Source organism: Mycobacterium sp. NGS64, from assembly GCF_059812245.1.
Window position 1 is genome coordinate 1 of the sequence record NZ_JCALCI010000010.1, and the last position, 23,090, is coordinate 23,090.

8 protein-coding genes are annotated in these 23,090 nt (G+C 71.0%); 2 read left to right on the top strand and 6 right to left on the bottom strand.

The window, feature by feature from the left end; translation table 11 throughout:
• Positions 1–50 precede the first annotated feature (50 nt).
• From AC5Y4S_RS26145 to AC5Y4S_RS26160, 4 genes are read right to left on the bottom strand one after another with little or no spacing between them, the layout of a single operon-like run.
• On the bottom strand, positions 51–557 hold the full coding sequence (locus tag AC5Y4S_RS26145) for a 2'-5' RNA ligase family protein (RefSeq protein ID WP_500035474.1): 507 nt from the start codon (positions 555–557) through the stop codon (positions 51–53).
• The gene (gene bioD, locus AC5Y4S_RS26150; protein ID WP_500035475.1) at positions 557–1,231 is read right to left on the bottom strand and encodes a dethiobiotin synthase; all 675 of its coding nucleotides are present in this window, start codon (positions 1,229–1,231) and stop codon (positions 557–559) included. The genes AC5Y4S_RS26145 and bioD overlap by 1 nt, the downstream gene beginning before the upstream one ends.
• Positions 1,228–2,388, bottom strand: a complete 1,161-nt coding sequence (locus tag AC5Y4S_RS26155) for an 8-amino-7-oxononanoate synthase (protein WP_500035476.1) — start codon at positions 2,386–2,388, stop codon at positions 1,228–1,230. Before AC5Y4S_RS26155 ends, bioD begins: the two co-directional genes overlap by 4 nt.
• Before the next feature lie 38 nt (positions 2,389–2,426).
• Positions 2,427–3,875 (bottom strand): PE family protein, encoded by a 1,449-nt coding sequence (locus AC5Y4S_RS26160; RefSeq protein WP_500035477.1) that lies wholly within the window; start codon positions 3,873–3,875, stop codon positions 2,427–2,429.
• Positions 3,876–4,757: 882 nt separating this feature from the next.
• On the opposite strand from AC5Y4S_RS26160, the gene AC5Y4S_RS26165 reads away from it, so the two are divergent.
• Both AC5Y4S_RS26165 and AC5Y4S_RS26170 read left to right on the top strand, forming a co-directional pair.
• The gene (locus AC5Y4S_RS26165; RefSeq protein WP_500035478.1) at positions 4,758–5,036 is read left to right on the top strand and encodes a hypothetical protein; all 279 of its coding nucleotides are present in this window, start codon (positions 4,758–4,760) and stop codon (positions 5,034–5,036) included.
• Positions 5,037–5,210: 174 nt separating this feature from the next.
• Positions 5,211–5,885: a methyltransferase family protein gene (locus tag AC5Y4S_RS26170; RefSeq protein WP_500035479.1), complete on the top strand. Its 675-nt coding sequence runs from the start codon at positions 5,211–5,213 to the stop codon at positions 5,883–5,885.
• A gap of 24 nt (positions 5,886–5,909) precedes the next feature.
• Here AC5Y4S_RS26170 and AC5Y4S_RS26175 read toward each other — a convergent pair whose 3' ends face one another.
• Together AC5Y4S_RS26175 and AC5Y4S_RS26180 are read right to left on the bottom strand one after the other, a co-directional pair.
• A complete protein-coding gene (locus AC5Y4S_RS26175) occupies positions 5,910–18,533 on the bottom strand; it encodes an amino acid adenylation domain-containing protein (protein WP_500035480.1) in 12,624 nt (4,207 codons plus the stop codon).
• Positions 18,520–23,085, bottom strand: a complete 4,566-nt coding sequence (locus AC5Y4S_RS26180; RefSeq protein WP_500035481.1) for an amino acid adenylation domain-containing protein — start codon at positions 23,083–23,085, stop codon at positions 18,520–18,522. Before AC5Y4S_RS26180 ends, AC5Y4S_RS26175 begins: the two co-directional genes overlap by 14 nt.
• Between the last annotated feature and the right edge of the window lie 5 nt (positions 23,086–23,090).

The following is a 23,090-nucleotide window of genomic DNA, read 5'->3' on the forward strand; positions in this document are numbered from 1 at the left end:
GGCGATTTTCGCGCCGTGGCTTCACACGCGAAGCCCAGGATGCACGCGCCCTACAGCGGGTGCTCGACCTTCTTGCCGCCGTCCCAGCGGCGCAGACCGGCGAAGCGGCCGTCCAGCTGCGACGGTCGGCCCGCGATGCGCAGCGCACGGCCAAGCTGGTGGCCACCGACGCGGCGCGCCATGGTCACGTGCGCGGTCCATTGGCCGGGCAGGCTGTTCGACATCGGCGCCGGCTCCAGATGCGGACCGCACAACCGGTGCACATCCGCGTGCAGGGACAGCAGTTCGCTGGTCGGCACGATCAGGCGCGCGAACACGACGTTCGCCCGCCCGAACAGCACCGGCGCGCCGATCGCCGCGTCCAGCGGGAGTCGTCGGGCGACCGGACCGAGCAGCGCGTCGACCTGGGGGTCGATGCGTTCGGCGACGGCAAGCGTGACGTGCGGCCGGCTCGCGGGCGCCTGGCTGGGGATGCCGGCGACGGCCAACTCCCGCCAGATGCCACGAACGGCCTCTTCGGTGTCGGGGTCGAAGACCAGCTCGATGGAATGGACCATCAGCGCACCAGCGCGGTCACCCAGTCGCGGTCGAACGCCTCGGCGCTCATGGCCGCGAAGTCGGGCCTGGATGCCGCGCCGGCGGGCAGCGCGGCCCGCACCGGGGCCAGCTTTGCCAGCGCCGACCGGTTCGACGTCTCCACCTGGCCGGGCCGGGCCGGCCAGCTCCCGATGACCAGCCCGGCGCACGGAACTCGTTGGGCGGCAAGGGCTTCCAGGGTCAGCGCGGTGTGGTTGAGGGTGCCCAGCTCGGCGCCGACCACGACCAGCGCCGCGGCGCCCAGCCCGACGGCGAGGTCGCGCAGCGTGACGCCGGGGTCGGCGAGTTCGACCAGCAGGCCGCCCGCGCCTTCGACCAGCGTCAGCCGCCCGGGGCGGTCCAGGTCGCGGATGAGCCTTTGCACGCGCTCGCCGGTGGGCAGCGTCGTCCCGGCCTGCTCGGCCGCGGCGGCCGGCGCCATGGGCAGCGGGTAGCGGGCCAGCCCGACGAGTTCGGTCACCCCGGACAGCCGGCCCACCTCGGCGAGGTCGTCGTCGCCCGCGTCGGTGCCGGTCTGGACCGGCTTGCACACCGCCACGTCGAGACCGGCCTGACGGGCGTGGCAGGCCAGTGCCGCGGTGACGACCGTCTTGCCGACCCCGGTGCCGGTGCCGGTGACGACCAGAACCGTCAACGGCGCGCCACGCCGAGCACGTCCGTCAGCACCCGGCGCGCGGTGTCGAGGTCGTCGGCGTCCAGCGACGCGCGCGCCGACAGGCGCAGCCGCGACGTCCCCGCGGGCACGGTCGGGGGGCGGAAGCAGCCCACCTTGACGCCGGCGTCCAGGCAGGCGGTCGCGGCGGCCAGCGCGACTTCCGGATCGCCCAGGATCACCGACACCACCGCCGACGCCGGCACGTCCGGCACGCCGCACGTCTCGGCCAGGAAGCGGGCGTGGCGCAGCACCGCGTCCGGCCGCCACCCCTCGGCCTGCAGCACCCGCAGCGCGGCCCGCGCGGCGCCCACCGCCGCCGGCGCCAGGCCGGTGTCGAAGATGAACGGCCGGGCCGCGTCGATCAGGTGCGCGCGCACCGGGGCCGGGCCGAGCACCACCCCGCCCTGGCTGCCGAGCGCCTTGGACAGCGTCGTGGTCATCACGACGTCGAGCGCGCCCGCGAGGCCGAGCTCGTGCAGCAGCCCGCGCCCACCGCCGCGCACCCCGAGGCCGTGCGCCTCGTCGACGATGAGCAGCGCGCGGTGGCGGCGGCACACCTCGTGCAGTTCGCGCACCGGGGCCAGCGAGCCGTCGGCGCTGAAGACGGAGTCGGTGATGACGACGGCGCGCTCCTCGTCGCGGGAGGCCAGAGCCGCGTCGACGGCGGTCACGTCGCGGTGCGGCGTCACCCGCACCCGGGCGCGCGACAGTCGGCACGCGTCCACCAGCGAGGCGTGCGAAAGGGCGTCGGACACCAGCAGCGAACCGGGGCCGGACAGGCCGACGACGGCCCCCAGGTTGGCGGTGTATCCGGAGGAGAACAGCAAGCCCGTGGCGGCGCCGACGAAGTCGGCGAGCTCGGACTCGAATTCCTGGTGCAGCTCGGTGTCGCCGGTGACCAGGCGCGAGCCGGTGGCCCCGGCGCCCCACATGCGCAGCGCGGCAACGCCCCCCTCGATGACGTCGGGGTGCTGCGACAGCCCGAGATAGTCGTTGGAAGCCAGGTCCAGCTCGGTCGTGACCGCGGGACGCGGGCGCAGCGAGCGTCGCAGCCCGGCCTCGCGGCGCTGCTTCTCCACCGCGTCCAGCCACGCCAGCGGTGATAGCTCGATCGGTGCCCGCGGTAAGGCATTCATGGGCGTTCAGCCTACGGGGCGGGCGACATCGGCCGTCGCTAAGGTGTGATGACCTGCCCGGGGTTGCCGGGGGTCCCGCCGGTCCCGCCGGCCGCGCCGCCGGTTCCGACGGTGGTATTGCCCGCGGTGATCGCGAAGACGTTGCCCCCGTTGCCCCCGTTGCCGCCGGTGGCGCCGCCGCCGCCGGTCCCGCCGGTGCCGCCGATCGAATGTCCCGTCGCCAAGTAGTTCTGCGCGGTGCCGCCGGTGCCGCCGGTACCGCCGACCGTGACGCCGAAGCCACCTGCGCCGCCGAGCCCGCCGGTGGCCGTGCCCCACTCGGGCGGGTAGAGCGCCAGGCCGTTGAAGGTGTCGATGGTGAAGTTGTAGGGACCCATGATCGCGCCGCCCCCGTGGCCGCCGTTGCCCCCGGCGCCGACCGTGCCGATGCCGCCCTCGCCGCCCGTCCCGCCGGTGGCGGTTCCCCAGCCCAGGTTGAACGCGACACCGCCCGCGCCGCCGTCACCGCCGGTGGCGCCCTGGCCGCCGGCCCCGCCGGTCCCGCCCAACGTGAAGCCGGCGCCGCCGGCCCCGCCGGTGCCGCCCTGGCCGGTGAGGCTCATGCCGCCCGCCCCGCCGGTACCGCCTTGCGGAACGCCCACCCCCAATTCGGCGCCGCCGAGGAAGCCCGTGTTGCCGCCGGCTCCGCCGGTGCCGCCGGTCGCGTCGGTCGCGTTCCCGCCGGCCCCGCCGGCACCACCGACACCCGACAGGAACCCACCGGGCCCGCCGGTGCCGCCATTACCACCGTTCACCCCCGAGGTGAGGGAGGCCCCGCCGGCCCCGCCCGCCCCGCCGTTGCCGCCCCAAATGGCGGCCCCGCCGTTCCCGCCGGAGGCACCGGCGCCGCCCAGGCCGCCGGCGCCGCCGTTGCCGAAGATCCCGGCCTGCCCGCCATTGCCGCCGGCCACGCCGGCGACGGTGGAGTCCCAGCCTTTGCCGCCATTGCCGAGCAGCAGGCCACCGTTCTGGCCGTTCGGGCTGGCCTGCGTTCCGTCGGCGCCGTTGAAGAACAGCGGTGCCCCGACGAGCTGCTGGCTGGTCTGGTTCAACTCGTACATCACGGTCCCCAGGACGTCCGTCCTGGGCGGCGGGGTCGCCCCGGAGGCGTCGGCCACCGCGTTCCAGATCGGCGCGAAGATCGAATAGGGCGAAATGCTGGCGGCGTTGGTCGCCTCGGCCGCCGCATATGCCCCGCCCGACCCCGTCAGGGCCTGCACGAACTGGGATTGAAAGGTCGCTGCCTGAGCGCTTAAGGCCTGAAACTGCTTTGCGACGTCGGAGAATACGGACGCGACCGCCGCCGAAACCTCGTCACCGGCCGCCGCGACGACACCGGTGGTCGAGGCCGCCGCCGCCGAATTCGCAGCGCTGACCGACGAGCCGATGCTCGCCACCTTCGCCGCCGCGGCCGCAAGCACGTCCGGCGCTGCGATCACATAGGACACCGCTGACCTCCGAAGACCGCCTCCGGCTCGCAGGCCTTCACGCGACGATCACAATCCAAGGACGAAAGTGAAAACCTATCCCGTTGTACACGTGCCTTACAACGTTTCACGGGATTTCGTCCGTGGTGTTCTGCGCCCGCGGCGGGCCGGTCGCAAACGGCGATCAGGCGGGGTCCCGGCGTTCGCGCTTGCCATCGCAGCGCGGTCACCGTTGCCAACCCCGGTCATGATCGGCACACATAACTTCGTTCATCTCATTCCGCCGTAATCGATCCTAAATCACGATCCGGTGCGGCATTCTCAACTTTGCGTATCTTTCGGTGGTTCGGCGCGAAAGTTCGCGAACACGCGCCGGGATGCCGCTACTCGAGGACGTCGGATGCCATCGGCGGGCGCGTCGACGCACCCAGAGCCGCCCGCCACGGTTGGCCGGCTCCATCGAGCCGGTGAAATTTCCGTTGCCGGCAATTTCCCGAGCTCGGCGGCGCCTGTCTCGTCGCCGCCGTTCGGGCTGGTGAACTCCAATTACGTTGGGCAGACAGCGGGCGGGTCGGCAAACCAAGTGAAAACCTTAATTTGCGTCAGGGGAACTTCGCCGGCTTCGAAAAGGAATTTGCCCTCCCCAACCCCTACGACCCGTACCCTCGAGCCTTCCACGAACCCGCGCCGGTACCAGATGCCATGTCAAGCAGGGCGATCAGTTCGTAATGACCGTACGCGAGGCTCATTTCCGGGCGATAGTTGCCGACATGAAAATGTTTACTGGATCCATTCTCACTTGGCAGATGTTTAATAACGAAATGCCGTGGGTAAAAATTGCTAAAACTGCCTTCCAGATGGAGAATTACCGATACTGGAGCGGTGGCGCGCGATTGGGGGAGCATGGACGAGGACGACTTTCTGGTCGCCGTGGGGGAAGCGGCGCAGGACGCGGTTTGGAAGACGCAGCACCCGCTCACCCACCACTTGGCAGAGGACGACCCGCGCCGCGCGCAATACCTGCGTGAGTACCAGATGGCGGTGGGCCGCCAAGTGCTCGCCGCGATCGAGAAACTGCGGCGCGGGGGTTCCTGCCGGGACACACCCAGGGAATGCGCGCCCGTAGATGATTTCGCGTTGCTTCCGGTAGCGCAGGTGCCGGCTGAGCGCCTCCTTCCGTAAGCCTTAGCCGACTCGACGCCCGCGCCGGACCCGCCCCGGGGTCCGGCGTATGGCTATCACGAATCGCACACATCCTTCGGGTGGGCGACGGTAGTTTCAGTGCTGTGCCGCCGGCGGCTGCGGCAATGAACGCTGCGCTCTTGGCGTCCCGTACCGACGGACGAAGGAGGATGGGTGAAAGCCATTCCTAAAATGCTGGTCTTCGGTGTTGTTGAGTTCGTCGTGTTCGGCGCGATGCTATTTTTTCCCGCGGGCACATTCAATTACTGGCAGGCATGGGTTTTTCTGGTCGTCGTCGGAATCACGGCCTGGATCCCCGCCGTTTACTTACTCCGTAGGAATCCCGCCGCGCTGGAAGCCCGGATGCGCGGGGGCCCGGCGGCCGAGGGCCGGACGGCGCAGCGCGTCATCATCGCCGGCTTGTACGTATCGCTGGCCGCCATGGTCGTGGTCAGCGCCCTCGATCACCGCTTCGGCTGGTCGCCGGTGCCGACGGCGGTCTGCGGGGTCGGAGACGTCCTGGTCGCCATCGGCCTGGGCGTGGTGGCGCTGGTGATCATCCAGAACAGCTACGCGTCGGCGACCGTCCAGGTGCAGTCGGGCCAAGAGGTCGTCTCCAGCGGTCTGTACGGGCTGGTGCGGCATCCGATGTACACCGGCAACGTGATCATGATGGTCGGCATCCCCCTCGCGCTCGGTTCTTACTGGGGACTGGTTCTCGTCGTTCCCGGCCTGCTCGTGCTGGCCTCGCGCATCCGCGACGAGGAGAAGCTGCTCCAGAAGGAGTTGGAGGGGTACCTCGAGTACACGCAGAAGGTTCGCTACCGCCTAGTGCCATCCATGTGGTAGCGACCGCACCGGCCCCGTGTGCGGCTAATCGCCGGCCGGGCTGGCGGCGGGAACATCCACCGCGCAGGCATGTCCGGCCAAGCGCTGGCTCAACCGCCTGACCGACGGGTCCTCGAACAGCGCGGTCACCTCGAGGTTGGCGTCGAGGGCCGTGTTGATCGTGGCCGTGGCTCGCATCGCGGCAAGGGAGTCCCCGCCGAGTTCGAAGAACGACTCGTCGATTCCGACGTGGTCCAGCCCGAGCACCTGCGCGTAGATGCCGGTCAAGATCCGTTCGACCAGGCTGGTGGGGGCATGGTGGCCGTTTCCGTTGCCATTGTGATCCGGCACCGACGGCGCCGGCGCCGGGTGGTAGCCCGACCGGTCCGGGCGCGCGTGCTTCCCGTCGTCTCGCACCGCGATCGACGACAACGGTCGCGTCGGGCCGGTGGTCATGGCGACGAGCGTCTGCTGGAACCGCTCGATCAGCGCCTCGATGTCGGCCGGTGAGAAAACGTCCGCGCGGAATTGGACGTGCAGCTCCAACTCCCGGCCCGGCAGCGCCTGGACGGTGAGCGGGTAGTGGTAGTAGTCGCGGTTGGCGATGTCGGTGACGGCCAACCCGTCGGTCCCCGCCAAGGCGGCGGGATCGGCGGGGTAGTTCTCGTAGACGAACACGGTGTCGAAGAGCCTTGCGTGGCCGGTGACGCGGTGGACCTCGCTCAGCGCCAGATGCTGGTGGTCCAGCGTGCGGTTGTGTTCGCCTTGCAGTTGATCCAGCAGGTCGGTGGCGGTGGTCTCGTTCGTGATGGTCGCCCGCACCGGCACCGTGTTGATGAACAGCCCGACCATCGAGTCCGCGCCGGGCACCTCGGCCGGCCGCCCGGAGACCACGGCGCCGAAGGCGACGTCGCGCTGGCCGGTCAGCCAGGTCAGCAGCTGCGCCCAGGCGGCCTGCAGCACGGTGCTCACCGTGGTGTGCCGCGTGCGCGCCAACTCGCCAAGCGCCCGGGTGGTGTCTTCGGGCACCCGGAACGACGCAACGCCGCGCCGGCCCAGCCCGAACCAGTCCGGCGGCCCGACGAGTGTGGGCGCGGCGAAGCCGTCGAATATCTCGCGCCACACCGCGCGGGCGCCGTCGACGTCACGGCCGGCCAGCCACGACACAAACCTGCGGTACGACCCGGCCGCGGGCAGCCGCTGGCCGTAATAGCTGGCGAACAGCTCGCCCAGCAGGATCGGCAGCGACCACCCGTCCAGCACGATGTGGTGATTGGTCAGCACGAACCGGTGCCGGTCTTGCCCGGTGCGGATCAGCGCGACCCGCAGGGCGGGATGGTCGGCCAAGTCGTAGACCGCGGCGCGTTCCGCGGCGCAGACCTCCTGGATCTGCTCGTCGACGTCCGCATCGCCCCCGCTGAGGTCGAGATAGCGCCACGGCACCACGGGGTCGGCCGGGATGATCTGCACCGGTTGGTCGAACCGCGCGCTGAAGCGGGCCGCCAGGTTGGGGTGGCGGGCGACCACGGTGTGCACGGCGTCCCGCAGGCGGTGCTGGTCGAGCCGACCGCTCAGCGTGACGTCGAGCTGCACCGCGTACACGTCGTCGCCGCCCTGGGCGGTGCTGGCGTGAAACAGCAGCCCCTGCTGCAGCGGGGTCAGCGGCAGCACGTCGGCGATGCGGTATTGCCGCGCCAGCTCGTCGATCTGCAGCTGGCTCAGCCGGGCCGGCGCGATGTCCGACGGCGTCAAGCCGCCCCCGCCGCCGCGCACGTGCGCGCAGATGCCGGCCAACGCGTCGAACCACAACCGGCTCAGCCGGCTGACCCGCGCCTGATCCAGGGCCGACGGGGCCCACGTCCACCCCGCGCGCAGGCGCGGGCCGGTCTCGGCGTCCAGGGTGCCCGCATTGAGCTCGACGGTGTGCATCAGCGGCATGGGCGTCGCCGCGGCAACGCCGGTCACCGACCAGCCGTCCTGGCGGATCTCCCAGATGTCCCCGGACACCTCGGTCGCCGCGGCGCCCAGCCGCCCGAGGTAGTTGAACCCGATCGTCGGGTCGGGCCCCTCGAGGTCGACATCGCTGTTCAGGTAGCGCAGCATCCCGTAGGTCAGACCGTCCGGCAGGGCGCGAAGCTGCTCCTTGGCGTCCTTGATCACCGCGCCCAGCCCCGCATCACCGGCCAGGACCTGCGCCCAGTCCAGCCCGCCCACCGCGAGCGCCACGGGGTACTTGGTGGTGAACCACCCCACCGTGCGCGACAGGTCGACGCCTGCGTCCAGCTCCTCCTGGCGCCCATGACCTTCCGCGTCGATCACGATGGGCGCGGCGCCAGTGCCCAAGAACTCGGCACACGCCAAGGCGAACGCGATCAACAAGATCTCGTGGATGCCGGCGTGGAACGCCGCCGGCACCTCGCCGAGCAGCATCCGGGTCGTCTCGGCGTCGAGCTCGACCGACAGGTTCCCGGCGGTCGCATAGGTGTCCACCTCGGGTTGCACCGCCGGCAACTCCGCGGGCAGCGCGGCGATCTGCCGCCACGCGCGCGCCTGCTCCACGACCTCGGGACGGTGGGCGTGCTCGGCCAGCAGCGCCGCCCACCGGGCGAACGACGTCCGCGGCGCCGGCAACACCACCTGCTGGCCGCCGCGGTGCTGCGCCCAGGCCAGGTTGAGGTCCTCGAGCAGGATCCGCCACGACACCCCGTCGACCGCCAGGTGGTGAACGATCAACAGCAACTGCCCGGTGGGAGCCGCCCACAGCGCGCTCAGCATCACCCCGGCGGCCGGGTTCAACCGCGACCGCGCCGCGGTGACCGCGTCGTCGGACAGCACGTCCACCGTTTGCAGGCACCCGCGCGCGTCCACCGCGCCGGGTTCGGGCACCGTCACCGACCACCCGTCGGTGCCGTCGGTGTTGTTGTCGTCGACGCGCAGCCGCAACATCGGGTGCCGATCCAGCAGTGCCTGCAACACCGCCACGACGTCGGACGAGGTCACCCCCACCGGGGCCTGCACCAGCACGGTCTGGTTGAACTCGTCGATCGGTCCATCCACGCTCTGCAGCCAGCGCATGATGGGCGTGGCCACCACCGCGCCGACGCCCTCGTCGATCACCTCGGCCTCGTCGGCGACCACCCCGGCCGCCCGGGCGAGCTTGGCCACCGTCTGCTCGACGAAGATGTCGCGCGGCCGAACCACCACGCCGGCGGCGCGCGCCCGCGCCACCACCTGCATCGACAGGATGCTGTCCCCGCCGAGTTCGAAGAAGGACTCCTCGACCCCGACCCGCTCCAGCCCCAGCACCTGCGCATAGATGCCGGCCAGGATCTCCTCGACCGCATCGGCCGGGGCGCGGTAGTGATCGACGTCCTGATACTCCGGCGCCGGCAGGGCGCGGGTGTCGAGTTTGCCGTTGACCGTCAGCGGCAGCGCGTCCAGTGCCACCACCGCGGCCGGCACCATGTAGGCCGGCAGCCGGTCGGCCAGCGCGGCGCGCACCTCGGCCGGGTCCGCCGTTCCGGTCACGTAACCCACCAGGCGCTTGTCGCCGGGGCGGTCCTCGCGGGCGATCACCACCGCCTGCTCGACGCCGTCGAGGCCGTTCAGCGTCGCCTGAACCTCGCCCAGCTCGATGCGGTAGCCGCGGATCTTGACCTGCTCGTCGGCACGGCCCATGTAACGCAGCTGCCCGTCGGCGCCCCAGCTCATCAGGTCGCCGGTGCGATACATCCTTTGTCCCGGCGCTCCCGCGAACGGACACGCGACGAACCGCGTCCCGGTCAGGCCCGCGCGCCCGACGTACCCGTGCGCCAAGCCGGCGCCGGCGACGTACAGCTCGCCGACCACACCGGGGGGCACGGGCTGCAACGACTCGTCGAGCACGAAGAAACCCAGGTGGCCAAGCGGCACCCCGATGGGGCTCACGGCCGTGTCGACGTCGTCGGCGACGATCTCGCGGAACGAGGCGTGCACCGTCGTCTCGGTGATGCCGTACATGTTGATCAGCCGGGGCCGGGCCGGGTGACTGTCCAGCCACGCGCGCAGGCGCTGCGGTTCGAGCGCCTCGCCGCCGAACACCACGGCCTCCAGCTGCAACTGGGACGCCAGCTCGGGCTGCAACGCGTCGGCGGCCTGCAGGGCGTAGAACGCCGACGGCGTCTGGCTCAGGACGCTGACCCTTTCGGTCACCAGCAGTGCATGCAGGTCTTCGGGCGAGCGCACCACCGAGTCGGGCGCCACCACCACGCGGCCACCGTAGAGCAGCGCGCCCCAGATCTCCCACACCGAGAAGTCGAACGCCAGCGAGTGACACTGCGACCACACCCGGCCCACCAGGTCCATGTCGCCGGCCAGGGTGTCCAGCAGCCGGGTGACGTTGCGATGCGGGACCGCGACGCCCTTGGGGGTGCCGGTCGTGCCCGAGGTGTAGATGATGTAGGCGACGTCGTCCGGGCAGGCCACCGACAACGAGGTGCCGAGGCGGGCGTCAACGGCGGGGTCGGCGGCGTCGCCGGCGGCGTCTTGGACATCGATGATCAGCAGATCGTGTCCGTCCAGCCGGGGGCGGTACTCCGCGGTGGTGATCGCGGCGACGGGCGCGGCGTCGCCGAGCACGAACTGCATCCGGGCCTCCGGCACCGCCGGATCGATCGGCACGTACGCCGCACCGGTCTTCACCACCGCCAGGATCGCCACGATCGCCTCGGTCGAGCGGGGCAGCAGCAGCGCCACGCGCCGGCCCGGCCCTACGCCCCCGCCGGCCAACAGGCGCGCCAACCGGTTTGCCGCGTCGTCGAGTTCGCGGTAGGTCATCGACCGGCCTTCGAAGGTCACCGCGGCCGCGTCGGGCACCCGCGCCACCTGCGCGGCGAACAGCTCCGGAATCGACACCGGCGGCCTCGCCGGCTCGGTCAACGCGACCCGGTTGCCCCAGTCCTCCAACCGGATTCGCTCGGCGTCATCGAGCACGCCGATCGACGACAGCCGCCGGGTCGGGTCAGCGGTCATCGCCACCAGCACGCGCTGCAACCGCTCGATCAGGGTTTCGATGGTGGCCGCGTCGAACACGTCGGTGCGGAATTCCACCACCCCGCCGATGCCGGCCGGCTCACCGTCCGCGTCCAAGTGCTCTTCCAGGGAAAGCGCCAGGTCCATGCGGGCGGTGCCGGTGTCCACCGGCATCTGGGTGAGCTCCAGCTCTCCCGCCGCGAACCTGGCGGTGGGGTCGCCGGCGGTGTCGTGCAGGGTCCGCCAGGCCAGCATCACCTGCACCAGCGGGTGGTGGGTCAGCGACCGGGTCGGGTTCAGCCGCTCGACGACCACTTCGAAGGGCACGTCCTGGTGTTCGTAGGCGGCCAGGCTGCGCGCCCGCACCTGGGCCAGCAGGTCGGCGACGCTCGGGTCGCCCGCCACGTCCACGCGCAACACCAACGTGTTGACGAAGAAGCCGACCAGCTCGTCGAGCGCGGGGTCGCGGCGTCCCCCGATCGGGAAGCCCACCGCCACATCGGAACTCGCGCTGAGCTTGGCCAGCAGCACGGCCAGCGCGGCCTGCATCACCATGAAGTTGGTCGCGTTGTGTTCGCGGGCCACCCGCACGACCTGCCGCTGCAACTCGACGGGCCACTGCAGCACCACGCTGGCGCCCCGCTGATCGGCCACCGGCGGGTAGGGCCGGTCGGTGGGCAACCCGAGCCGCTCGGGCATCCCCGCCAGGGCCTGCTCCCAGTACGCCAGCTGCGCGGCGATGGGGCTGTCCTGATCGTTGAGATCGCCGAATTGCGCGCGCTGCCACAGCGTGTAGTCGACGTACTGGACCGGCAACGGCGTCCAACCGGGTGCCTGTCCGAGACACCGGCTGGCGTAGGCGACGGATATGTCACGCACCAGCGGGGGGATCGACAGGCCGTCGGCGGCGATGTGGTGCACCACGGCGACCAGCACGTGTTCGTCGTCCGCGACGCGGAAAAGCCTTGCCCGCAAGGGGATCTCGGCTCCCAGATCGAAGCTGTGCCGCGCCGTCTCCTCGATGCCCGCCTGCAGCCGGCGTCGCGACCACCCGGTCGCGTCGACCACGTCCCAACCGAAGTCGGCCCGCTCGGCGGGCAGCACCAGCTGTTGCGGTATCCCGTCGGGGGCGGCGAACAGCGTGCGCAGGCTTTCGTGGCGGCCCACCACGTCGGCCAGCGCCGCGCAGAATGCGTCGGCATCCAGCCGTCCGCGCAGCCGCAGCGCCACCGCCAGGTTGTAGACCGGTGACGGGCCCTGCAGCTGGTCGATGAACCACAACCGGTGCTGGGCGAACGACAACGGAATGACCGCGGGCCGCTCGACGGCCACCAACGGGTCCAGGCCGCCCTCGCCACCGTGCAGGCGGGTCGCCAACTGGGCCACCGTGGGCGCCTCGAACACGGCGCGCACCGCGACCCCGGCGCCCAGGCCGGTCTTGATCGCGGCGACCAGGCGCATCGCCGACAGCGAATCCCCGCCCAGGTCGAAGAACGAGTCGTCCACCCCGACCCGGTCCACGCCCAACACCTGGGCGTAGATGCCGGCCAGGATTTCCTCGGTCGGGTTGCTCGGGGCACGGTAACGATCGGTGGCCTCGTATTCCGGTGCCGGCAGGGCCCTGGCGTCGAGCTTGCCGTTGACCGTCAGCGGCAACGCGTCCAGCGCCACCACCGCGGCCGGCACCATGTAGGCCGGCAGCCGCTCGGCCAGCGCGGATCGCAGCGCGGCCGGGTCCGCGGTCCCGGTGATGTATCCGACCAGGCGCTTGTCGCCGGGGCGGTCCTCGCGGGCGACCACCACCGCCTGCTCCACACCGTCGAACGCGGCCAGCGCGGCCCGGACTTCGCCCGGTTCGATGCGGTATCCGCGGATCTTGACCTGCTCGTCGGCGCGGCCCAGGTATTGCAGCTGCCCGTCGGCGCGCCACCGCACCAGGTCGCCGGTGCGGTACATGCGGGTCCCGGGCGCGTTCGCGCCGGCGAACGGGCAGGCCACGAAGCGCGAGGCGGTCAGCCCGGTCCTGCCGACGTATCCGACGCCGACGCCCCGCCCGGCCACGTACAGTTCCCCGACCACACCGGCCGGCACCCGCCGCAGCGACTCGTCCAGGACGAACAGCGCCGCCGTCGACACGGGCGCACCGATCGGAGCCGCGCCGGACCCCGCCCGCAGCGGCGCGCTCATCGAGGCGTACACCGTCGCCTCGGTGGGTCCGTAGGCGTTGACCACCACCCGCCCGGGCGCCCATTGGTCCACCACCTCGGCCGAGCAGGCCTCGCCGCCGAGCAGCACCGCCTCGGCCTCCAACCGTTGCGGGGACAGGGCGGCCACCGCCGACGGGGTTTGGGTGAGCACGCTGACCCGTTCCCGGGCCAGCAGGTCGTGGAAGTCGTCCGGTGAGGCGACGACGGACGGGGGCACCACCACCAGCCGCCCGCCGCCGAGCAGCGCGGCCCAGATCTCCCAGACCGAGAAGTCGAACGCGTACGAGTGGCATTGCGTCCACACCTGCGTCGCCGGCAGCGCCGGGTGCGACGACTGCGCCAGGTGCGCCAGGTTGCGGTGGGCGATCGCGACGCCCTTGGGCGTCCCGGTGGTCCCCGAGGTGTAGATCAGGTACGCGATGTCGTCGGCCGACGGCGCCGGCAGCGCGGTGGCCGGTTGGTCCTCGACGGCGGGGTCGTCAATGTCGATGACCGTCAGGTCCCGCCCGTCCAGCCGGTCGGCCAGCCCGGCGGTGGTGACCGCGGCGACGGGCGCGGCGTCACCCAGCATGAACCCGATCCGGGCCGCGGGCAGCGCCGGGTCGATGGCCAGGTAGGCCGCCCCGGTCTTCAGCACCCCCAGCATGGCCACGACGGCCCGGGCGGAACGCTCCAGCAGCAACGCCACACAACCACCGGGGCCCACCCCGCGGCCAGATAGCAAGTGCGCGAACCGGTTAGCGGCCTCGTCGAGTTCCCGGTAGGTCATCGTTTGGCCCGCGAAGGTCACCGCCGGCGCCTCCGGGGCCCGGGCCACCTGCGCGGCGAACAGCTCGGGTACCGACACCGCGGCCGGCGCGGGCAGGCTCAAGACCGCGCGGTTGCCCACCTCGTCGAGGCGGGCGTGCTCGGCCTCGTCGAGCAGATCCACCGACGACAGCCGCCGCGCCGGATCCGCCGTCATGGCGGCCAACACCCGCTTGAGCCGCTCGATCAGCGTTTCGATGCTGGCGGCGTCGAACACGTCGGTCCGGAATTCCACCGACCCGGCGATTCCGGCCGGCTCGCCGTCGTCGGTCCACGTCTCCCCCAGCGAGAACGCCAGGTCGGTACGGGCGGTCCGGGTGTCGAGCGGCAGCGGTGTGACCTGCAGCCCTCCCAGGGTGAGCCCGGCGGCGGGGCCGCCGGTGCCCTGCCCGCTCTGCCAGGCCAGCATCACCTGGACCAGCGGGTGGTGGGTCAGGCTGCGGGTGGGATTGAGCCTTTCCACCAGGACCTCGAAGGGCACGTCTTGGTGCTCGTAGGCGGCCAGGCTGCGCGCGCGCACCTGAGCGAGCAGTTCGGCGACGCTGGGATCGCCGGCCAGATCGACCCGCAACACCAGGGTGTTGACGAAGAAGCCCACCAGCTCGTCCAGCGCGGGGTCCCCGCGTCCGGCGATCGGAAACCCTACGGACACATCGGAACTCGCGCTGAGCTTGGCCAGCAGCACGGCCATGGCGGCCTGCATCACCATGAAGCTGGTGGCGTTGTGTTCCCGGGCCACCCGGGCCACCTGCTGCTGCAGCTCCGCGGGCCAGTCCACCGACACGCTCGCGCCGCGGTAGTCCGCGACCGGCGGGTAGGGCCGATCGGTGGGCAGTTGCAGGTGCTCCGGCATCCCCGACAGGGCCTCTTGCCAATAGGCCAACTGCGCCGCAATCCGGCTGCCGCTATCGCTGAGATCCCCGAGCTGCCCGCGCTGCCACAGCGTGTAGTCGGCGTACTGCACCGCCAGATCGGTCCAGTCGGGGGCTTGCCCCACCCTGCGGCAGGCGTACGCCACCCCGAGATCCCGCACCAGCGGGGTGATCGACGCGCCGTCGGCGGCGATGTGATGCACCACGGCCACCAGCACGTGCTCGTCGTCGGCAATCCGGAAAAGCCTTGCCCGCATGGGGATCTCGGATGCCAGGTCGAAATGGTGGTGGGCTACGGCGTCGAACGCCTCGGCCAGCTGGCTTTCCGACCAGCCGGCGGCGTCGACGACGGCCCAACCGAAGTCGGCCCGCTCGGGGGGCACGATCAGCTGGCGCGGTATGCCGTCGTGCGCGGCGAACAGCGTGCGCAGGCTCTCCTGCCGGACCACCACGTCGGACAGCGCGGCGCCCAACGCTTCTTCGTCGAAGGCATCCATCCGCCCCCGCAACCGCAGGGCGACCGCCATGTTGTAGATCGTCGACGGGCCCTGGAACTGGTCGATGAACCACAACCGGCTCTGGGCGAACGACAGCGGGATCACCGCGGGCCGCTCCACCGCCGCGAACGGCAGCAGCGGCTCCAACCGGGCTTCCTCCCCACCGATTCGGGTCGCCAACTGGGCGACCGTGGGCGCCTCGAACAACGTGCGCACCGAAAGACCAGCATCCAGGCCGGTGTTGACCGCGGCGACCAGGCGCACGGCCGAGAGCGAATCCCCGCCGAGGTCGAAGAACGAGTCGTCCACCCCGACCAGCCGCGGCGGCTCCACACCCAGCACCTGCGCGTAGATGCCGGCCAGCAGCTCCTCGACCGCGGTGGTCGGGGCGCGGTAGTGGTCGCCGTCGGAGTATTCGGGTGCCGGCAGGGCCCGGGTGTCGAGTTTGCCGTTGACCGTCAGCGGCAGCGCCTCGATGACCATCACCGCGGCCGGCACCATGTACGCCGGCAGCCGCTCGGTCAGCGCCGCACGCGCCGACGCCCCGAACGAGGCCGGGTCCACGCTGCCGGTGACGTAGCCGACCAGGCGCTTGTCCCCGGGGCGGTCTTCCCGGGCGATCACCGCCGCCTGCTTGACTCCGTCCAGCGCCATCAGCGCCGCCTGGATCTCGCCGAGCTCGATGCGGTAGCCGCGGATCTTGACCTGTTTGTCGGCGCGTCCGACGTAGCGCAGCTGGCCGTCGGCGCCCCACCACACCAGGTCGCCGGTGCGGTACATCCGGTGACCCGGCTCCCCGAACGGGCAGGCCACGAACCGCGTCGAGCTCAGCGCGGGCCGGCCGACATAACCGTCCGCCACCCCGGCGCCGGCCACGTACAACTCCCCGACCACGCCTGCCGGAACCGGCCGCAGCCACCCGTCGAGCACGAAAAATCCGAGATGGGCCAGCGGCACCCCGATGGGGCTGGCGATGCTGTCGACGTCGCCGGCGACGATCTCGCGGAACGACGCGTGCACGGTCGTCTCGGTGATGCCGTACATGTTGATCAGCCGCGGCAAACCGGGATGGTTGTCCAGCCAGCCCCGCAGTCGCTGCGGTTCCAGCGCCTCGCCGCCGAACACCACGGCCTCGAGCTTCAGGCGGGGTTCCGGCTCGGGCTGCGCCGCGTCGGCGGTCTGCAACGCGTAAAACGCCGACGGGGTCTGGCTCAGCACGGTGACCTCTTCGGCCACCAACAGGGCGTGCAGCTCCTGCGGCGAGCGGACCACCGAGTCGGGCACGATCACCAGCCGGCCGCCGTAGAGCAGCGCCCCCCAGATCTCCCACACCGAGAAATCGAACGCCAGCGAGTGACACTGCGACCAGACCTGGCCCGCCAATTCCAGGTCGACGTCCAGCGTTTCGAGCAACCGGGTCACGTTGCGGTGCGGGATCGCCACGCCCTTGGGGGTTCCGGTGGTGCCCGACGTGTAGATGAGGTAGGCGACGTCGTCGGGGGCCGGTGCCGGCATCGGGGTGCTGGGTTCGCGATCGATTGCGGGGTCGTTGATGTCGATGACCGCCACATCGCGCCCGTCCAGCCGGTCCGCCAGGCCGGCGTTGGTGATCACGGCGATCGGCGCGGCATCGTCGAGCACAAACCCCATCCGGGCGGCCGGGACGGTCGGATCGATCGGCACGTACGCCGCCCCGGTCTTCAGCACCGCCAGCATCGCGACGACCGCGTCGGCCGACCGCGGCAACAACAGCGCCACGCGTTGCCCCGGACCCACGCCCTGGCCGGCCAGCCGGTGCGCCAACCGGTTTGCCGCCTGCTTGACTTCGCGGTAGGTCCACGAGCGGTCTCCCGCGGTGATCGCCACCGCCTCCGGCGTGCGCGCCACCTGCGCGCCGAACAGCACCGGAATCGACACCGGCACACCCACCGGCTGGGTCAACCCCGCGCGGTTGCCCCACCGCTCCAGCCGGGCGTGCTCGGCGGGGTCCAGCACATCCATCGACGACAACCGCCGACCCGGATCGGCCGTCATCGCCGCCAGCACCCGCTTGAACCGCTCGATCAACGTTTCGATGTCGGCCGCGTCGAACACGTCGGTGTCGAACTCGACGCGCAGACCCATCTCCGCGCCGCCCGGCATGGCCTGGACGGCGAGCGGGTAGTGGTTGTACTCGCGGTGGGTGAAATCGGTGATGGCCAAGCCTTGGTCACCTTGGCCGCCCGACAATGCGGCCGCGTCGAGCGGGTAGTTCTCGTAGACGAACATGGTGTCGAACAGCTGGTCCTGGCCGGTGATCCGGTGCAGCTCGCTGAGCGCCAGGTGCTGGTGGTCGAGCGTGTGGCGGTAGGCGTTCTGCAGTTGATCGAGCAGGTCGGCGGTGGTGGTGTTCGCGGTGATGCTCGCCCGCACCGGCACGGTGTTGATGAACAAGCCCACCATCGTGTCGGCGCCGGGCACCTCGGGCGGCCTCCCCGAGACCGTGGTGCCGAAGGTGACGTCGTTGCGGCCGGTCAGCCACATCAGCAGCTGGGCCCACGCGGCCTGCACCACGGTGCTGACGGTGGTGTGGCTGGAGCGCGCCAGCTCGCCCAACGCCAGCGTGGTTTGCTCGGGCACGTGGAACGACGCAACGCCGCGCGGCCCCAGGCCCAACCGGCCCGGCGGGGCTATCAGCGTGGGGGTGTCGAATCCGGCCAGCGCCTCGCGCCAGGCTTCGCGGGCGGCATCGAGGTCACGGCTCGTCAGCCAGGTGACGAAGCTTCGATATTTCGCCGCCGCCGGCAGCCACTGCCCGTGATAGCTGGCGAATATCTCACCCAGCAGGATCGGCAGCGACCAGCCGTCCATCACGATGTGGTGGTTGGTCAGCACCAGCCGGTGCTGATCTTCGCCGATGCCGATGAGCGCGGCGCGGAAGGCCGGCTGGTTGGTGAGATTGCAGACCGCGGCGCGTTCGGCGGCGCACACCTCGCGGATCTGCTCGTCGGTGTCCGGGCGGCCCCCGCGCAGGTCGACGTAGCGCCACGGCACCACGGGATCGGCCGGGATGATCTGCACCGGCTGGTCGAACTTGTCGGAGAATCGGGCCGCGAGGTTGGGGTGGCGGGTAACCACCGCGAGCACGGCGTCGCGCAGGCGGTCCTGATCGAGCGGACCACTCAGCGCGATCTCCAGCTGCACCGAATAGATGTCGTCGCCGCCCTGGGCGGTGATGGCATGGAACCACAGCCCCTGCTGCAGGGGGGTCAGTGGCAATACGTCAGCTATCCGCATATTGCCGCTGAAGGTCGTCGATTTGTTGCTGGCTCAGGCCGGCCGCGATGTCGGAGGGCGTCAACCCGCCCCCGCCGCCGCGCACGTGCGCGCAGATGCCGGCCAACGCGTCGAACCACAACCGGCTCAGCCGGCTGACCTGCGCGTGATTCAGGGTCGAGGGCGCCCAGGTCCAGCGGGCGTGCAGCTGCGGGCCGGTGTCGGCGTCGACCGTGCTGGCGTTGAGCTCCACGGTGTGCATCAGCGGCATGGGGATGGCCGCGGCGACGTCGGTGACCGACCAGCCGTCGTGACCGAGCCGCCACACGTCGTCGGACGCCTCGGCCGCCCCACCGAGCCGCCCCAGATAGTTGAACCCGATCGGCGGGTCGGACGGGGGCAGCTCGACGTCGCCGTTCAGGTAGCGCAACAGACCGTAGGTCAAGCCGTCCGGCAGCGCGCGCAGCTGCTCTTTGGCGTCTTTGACGACCGTCCCCAGCCCCGCGTCACCGGCCACCACCCGCGCCCAGTCCAGCCCGCCGACCGAGACCGACACCGGGTATTTGGTGGTGAACCAGCCGACCGTGCGGGACAGGTCGACATGGGGGGCCAGGTCCTCCTGGCGCCCGTGACCCTCCACGTCGATGACGATCGGCGCGCCGCCGCTGCCCACGAATTCCGCCACCGCCAAGGCGAACGCGATCAGCAGGATGTCCTGCACCCCGGCGTGAAACGCCGCCGGCACCTCGTCGAGCAGCGCGCGGGTGGTCTCGGCATCCAGCTGCGCCGACAGGCTGCCCGCGGTCTGGTAGGTGTCCACCTCGGGGCGCACCGCCGGCAGCGCCGCGGGCGCCGCCGCGATCCGCCGCCAGGCGTCGGCCTGCGCCACCACCTCGGGGCTGCGCGCATGCTCGGCCAGCAGCGACGACCAGTGCGCAAACGACGTTCCGGGCGCCGGCAACACCAACTGCTGCCCGCCGCGATGCTGGGCCCAGGCGATGTTGAGGTCCTCGAGCAGGATCCGCCACGACACCCCGTCCACCGCCAGGTGATGAACGATCAACACCAACTGCCCGGTGTCGGGCACCCACAGCGCGCTAAGCATCACCCCGGCGGCCGGGTCCAGCCGCGACCGCGCCTCGATCACCGCCTCGTCGGACAACGCCGGCACCGCGCGCAGGCAACCGCGGGCGTCCACCGAGCCGGCCTCGGGCACCGTCAGCGACCAGCCGTCCGCACCGTCGCCGTCGACCCGCAGCCGCAGCGTGGCGTGGCGATCCAGCACGGCTTGCAACACCGCCACCACGTCGGCCTCGGTCGCCCCCGCGGGCGCCTGAACCAACACGGTCTGGTTGAACTCGTCGACCGGTCCCGCGACACCGCGCAGCCAGCGCATGATCGGTGTCGCGACCACCGGGCCGAGTCCCTCGTCGCTTGCGTCGGCACCACCGGTGGCGACTTCGGCGACCCGGGCCAGCTGGGCCACGGTTTGCTCGACGAAGATGTCCCGCGGTCGGCACACCACCCCGGCGGCCCGCGCGCGCGCCACCACCTGCATCGACAAGATGCTGTCGCCGCCGAGCTCGAAGAACGACTCGTCCACCCCGACGCGCTCCAGCCCGAGCACCTGCGCGTAGATGTCGGCCAGGATCTCCTCGACCGCGTTGCCCGGGGCCCGGTAGCGATCGACGTCCTGGTACTCGGGTGCCGGCAGGGCCCGCTTGTCCAGCTTGCCGTTGACGGTCAGGGGGACGGCGTCGATCACCACCACCGCGGCCGGCACCATGTAGGCCGGCAGCCGCTCGGCCAGCGCGGCGCGCGCTCGCGCTGCAAACGAGGCCGGCTCGACGGTCCCGGTCACATACCCCACCAGGCGCTTGTCACCGGGGCGGTCCTCGCGCGCGATCACGACGGCCTGCTCGACCCCGTCCAGGCCGTCGAGTGCGGCTTGGACCTCGCCCAGCTCGATGCGGAAGCCGCGGATCTTGACCTGTTCGTCGGCCCGACCCACGTAGCGCAGCTGCCCGTCGGCGCCCCACCACGCCAGGTCCCCGGTGCGATACATGCGAGTACCGGGCTGCCCGAGCGGGCACGCGACAAACCGCGTCGACGTCAAGCCCGGCCGCCGCCAGTACCCACACCCGGCGGCGCCGCCGGCCACGTACAACTCACCGACGACCCCGGCCGGCACCTGTCGCATCCACGCGTCGAGGACGAAGAAGGCGTACCGGCCCAACGGCACGCCGATGGGGCTGAGGGGGCTGTCGACGTCGGCGGGGAAGATCTCCCGGAACGAGGCGTGCACCGTCGTCTCGGTGGTGCCGTACAAGTTGAGCAGCCGCGGTGATTCAGGGTGGTTGTCCAGCCACGTCCGCAACCGCTGCGGTTCCAGTGCCTCACCGGCGAAGATCACCGCCCGGAGTTGCAGCTGACGTCCGAGCTCGCGGGCGAGCGCGTCCGCGGTTTGCAGCGCATAAAACGCCGACGGGGTCTGGCTGAGGACTTCGACCCGTTCTTTGACCAGCAGGGCATGGAAGTCCTCGGGCGACCGCGCCACCGACTCGGGAACCACCACGAGGCGCCCGCCGGACAGCAGCGCACCCCAGATCTCGCAGACCGAGACGTCGAATGCCAGCGAGTGCCACTGCGACCACACATGCCCCGGCGACAGCTCGACGTCCAGGGACTCCAGCAGCCGGGTGACGTTGTGGTGGGTGATGGCCACGCCCTTGGGGACGCCGGTCGTCCCCGACGTATAGATGAGGTAGGCGACGTTGTCCGGCTCCGGCACCGGCAGCGCCGTGCCGGGTTGGGGGCCGACGGCGGGGTCGGCGAGCTGAGCGAGGTCGATGATCAGCAGATCGCGCCCGCCGAGCCGGTCGACCAGGCCGGCGGCGGTGATCGCCGCGGTCGGCGCGGCGTCGTCGAGCATAAAATCGATTCGGGCCGCCGGCACCGCCGGGTCGATCGGCACGTACGCCGCCCCGGTCTTGAGCACCGCCAGGATCGCCACGATCGCCTCGGCCGAGCGCTCCAGCAGCAGCGCGACCCGCCGCCCCGGGCCCACCCCGTGGCCGGCCAGCACGTGCGCCAACCGGTCAGCGGCCTCCTCTACCTCGCGGTAGGTCCACGACGAGTCCCCGAACGTGATCGCCACCGCCTCCGGGGCGCGCGCGGCCTGCGCGGCGAACATCGCCGGAATCGACTGCGAAGCGGGCGCCGGCTGGCTCAACACCGCCCGGTTGCCCCAACCGTCCAGCCCCTCCAGCTCCGCGGCATCGAACAGCTCCATCGACGAGATCCGCCGCCCCGGGTCGGCGGTCATCGCGACCAGCACCCGGCCCAGCCGCCTCGCCAACTCGGCGACGTCGAAATTCGCCAACGGGCTGCCGGTGCCCGCCGTGCTGAGGAAAATCTGGTCCCCGCCGCCGGAGAACATCAACGCGAAGGCGCCTACCTGAACGGGGTTGGTGAAGGACGCCGACGCCGCGACGCCGGCGAAGTCCATGGTCATCTTCGACGGCATGAAATTGACGCTCACCCGATTGGTCGACCGCCCCTGACCGGCCTTGCGCTCCAGGGCGTGCACCGGGAACCGCTGATGCTCCAGCGCCTCCCGGATTCGCGCATCGACATACTCACAGAAGCCCGCGACGGTGGAGTTCGGCGAAACGCTCAACACCAGCGGCACCACCCCGGAGACCATCCCCGGCAGCGTCTTGGACTCCGGACGCACGCGCCTGCTGACCGGAAACTCGAGCACCACCTCCGAGCCCTCGGCGCACCACCCGCGCACCAACAGCGCACACGCCGCGGTGATGACCGACGAGCGCGGCACCTTCCACTCGTCGGACAACTCCTGGACTCGTCGGAGGACGGCCGGGTCCAGGCGAACCGGCGCGGACGGCGCGGACCGCTCCCCCTCATCCGCGGCCGGGAGGAACCCGTTGTGCGGTCCGCTTTCCGGGGGCAGGTTCGCCGTCCAGTAGTCCTGATCGTCCCGGTAATCGGTGGACACTTCGTACTCCGACTCGAGGCGAACCAAGTCCGGCAACGAGCCGAAGAACGCGGGCGGAATGGTTGCGTTTGCAACAATCGCGGCGTACACGGTCGCAATTCGATTCGCGATAAGCGTGATTCCGGTGCCGTCCACAATTATGTGATGGAAGCACCCGAACAAATAGAATTCATCGGACCATGTTTGGAATAACGTGAACTTGAAAAGCGGTCCGGCCGGGGGCATCGGCGTCTGTTGGATCGATAATGCCATTCGACGGGCTTCCTGCACCGGATGGCGGGTGTCGCTCAGGTCGTGGAAGGCCACTTCGAGGTCCGGGTATTCGATCGCTCTTTGAAAGACCTGGCCGTCCACCTCGAATACGGCGGCCCTGGCCGGTTCGGCCTCCCGCATCACGTGGCGGATCGCCCGCTGAAGCAATTCGCGGTCTACGGTGCCGTCGAATCGGACAAGCACGCCAAGCTGCCACTCCGTGCCGGAGTGACCCGTTTCTTGCGCGAGCCAAATGTCCAGCTGTCCCCGCGTCAGCGGGAGAGCCCGGTCATCAAGTTCCATCCGGA